At 42.0% G+C, this 2,325-nt stretch carries 2 protein-coding genes; both read left to right on the top strand.

What is annotated here, in order from left to right:
- Positions 1 to 88 precede the first annotated feature (88 nt).
- The gene (locus tag ACTRWE_RS19050) at positions 89 to 922 is read left to right on the top strand and encodes a tyrosine-type recombinase/integrase (RefSeq protein WP_462880517.1); all 834 of its coding nucleotides are present in this window, start codon (positions 89 to 91) and stop codon (positions 920 to 922) included.
- Positions 919 to 2,007, top strand: coding sequence for an IS91 family transposase (locus ACTRWE_RS19045; RefSeq protein ID WP_222714585.1), 1,089 nt, complete (start codon positions 919 to 921; stop codon positions 2,005 to 2,007). Before ACTRWE_RS19050 ends, ACTRWE_RS19045 begins: the two co-directional genes overlap by 4 nt.
- The last annotated feature ends 318 nt before the right edge of the window (positions 2,008 to 2,325 follow it).

The following is a 2,325-nucleotide window of genomic DNA, read 5'->3' as shown; positions in this document are numbered from 1 at the left end:
TGTTGAACTAAGCCGCTACGCGGAGATCCTATTCTTACCATTTGAGCCACACTTACCTTGGGGTTATCCCATAACTTGGAGGTAAGTCATGAATACACTCATTGAACAAGTCAAAACTGAAATAGCCTATCTTGGTTATTCACAAAGTACCTGTAAAAGTTACTGCGAGCATTTGCTTAAACTCAGCCATTATTTTAATAAACCACTCGATTTAATTACTGATGATGAGCTGAATATATTTTTTAAAGATCCCGCTATTCGCAAGCTCTCCAGAGCAAGCCAAAAAATACAGATAAACAGTATTTGGTTCTTGTTTAAGAATATTTTACATCGGCCACTTAACTTAGATATTGTACTGCCAAAAGTAAAACTTCGCGCACCCACGTATTTATCGCGCGATGACATGCGACGGCTTATAGAAAGTTGCACCGATATGCGCTTAAAAACATTGATTATGGTGTGCTATGGGTGTGGCTTACGTATTAATGAACTGCTACGCATTAAAGTGCAAGATATCGATGGACAGCGTAAAACTATTTTAATTGAACAAGGTAAAGGGGATAAATCACGCTATGTTGTTGTATCAGATAGCGTGCTGGCTCAATTACGTTGTTATTGGAAAATGTATCACCCAACAGGTTGGATGTTCTATTCACGGTTATTAATGGATAAACCTATGTCAGCATCAACCTTCAGGAAGCCATTGAGAAAACATGCACAAGCGTGTGGCTTAAAGCACTGTAATCCACATACTTTACGCCATGCTTATGCAACACACCAACTTGAATCAGGTATGCCACTTCATCAACTGCAACATCAGCTTGGCCACAGTGATATTAAAACCACACAAAGTTACTTACATTGGTTACCAGAGTTAGGTCATGGCGGCATTGATTTGCTTGCGAGCTGGAGTAAACAATGAACGCCTTACACCTCGCTGATATTTTAAACTCAAGCCTTGAGAGTTATCGCCAACATCATACGGTGAGTTATCAACAACTGCGCGTGTGTCAGCACCTTCAATCATGCAGAACGGGTCAGCTCGGTTATCAAGCATGGCAATGTGATAGCTGTGGGGAGTCGCAAAAGATTGGATGTAGCTGTCGAGACCGTCATTGCCCGCGTTGCCAAGGCATGGCTACGGCTAAATGGGTGCAAAAACAGCAGGAGGATTTATTACCATGTAGGTATTTCCACCTTGTTTTTACACTCCCGCATGAGTTGAATATCATTGCGCACTACAACCCAAACGCGTTGTATCAGTGTTTATTCAAAGCCACATGGCAAACGCTGAGTAAATTTGCGAAACGAAAGAGGCATGGTCAGTTAGGCATGACAAGTGTACTGCATACGTGGGGGCAAAACTTAGGTCAGCATATCCATTTACACTGTTTGATACCCGCAGGCGCGCTTGATAAAGCGCACTGGCATGAAATAGAAAAAGGCTATTTATACCCCGTTAAAGCATTATCAACAGTGTTCAGAGGGAAAATGCTGGCGGCGCTCAATGAATGCGATAGTTCATTCGCGAAGGTAAGCACGCCAACCAAATGGTGCGTGTATAGCAAAGCCTGTTTAACGTACAGTGAAAAGCTAGTTAGTTACCTTGCTCGTTATACCCGAAAAGGCGTGATGTCAGAATCGCGATTAGTGTCAGCGACTGAAGAAACAGTGAGCTTTAAATACCGCGATTATGCAGATAACAACCGCGATAAAGTCATGACTCTGAGTTGTGATGAATTTTTACGGCGCTACTTACAACATGTATTGCCCAAAGGGTTTATGCGCATTCGCCACTATGGCTTTTTAGCTAATGCGTGTCGCAAGCGAAAGTTAGCATTAATAAGGTCACAAGAATCACACAGAGGTAAAGTGGAGAAGCTAAAGACAGAAAACGTAACACTGATACCGCATTGGCCTTGCCAGCATTGTAAGGCAGGTATCTTGCGGTTAATTGGCGTATTCCAATTATATGAAACAAGGACCAAAGTAGAGCGAACGAGTTAGCAGCTAGGTAGCTGCTTAAAATCAATTAGTTAACCTGCTTAACTGCTCAGGCTAGCGGCCTCTGTACGTGTAAAAAATATAATTGCTTATTAAGGCAAATTTAGGTGTAATGAATACATAATAAGCGCTGAGCAATGCAGGGAAAGCTTACATAACACTAGCTAAGCAGATTAAATTAGATAGGAAAGTGAGAGCCTCCAAAAAGCAAAGTCCCATAGCATAAACAACACCAACTCTGACACACCGAGCAGGTAGCGGCTCAGTCCAACAAGCGATTATGCAACACAAACTGCGTGTCGCATAAATACTAAAATGTTA

The organism is Pseudoalteromonas sp. G5_S1_54_S4 (assembly GCF_054968565.1).
Note: the sequence above shows the minus strand (reverse complement) of the source record. Positions and strands in the feature narration are given on the sequence as shown.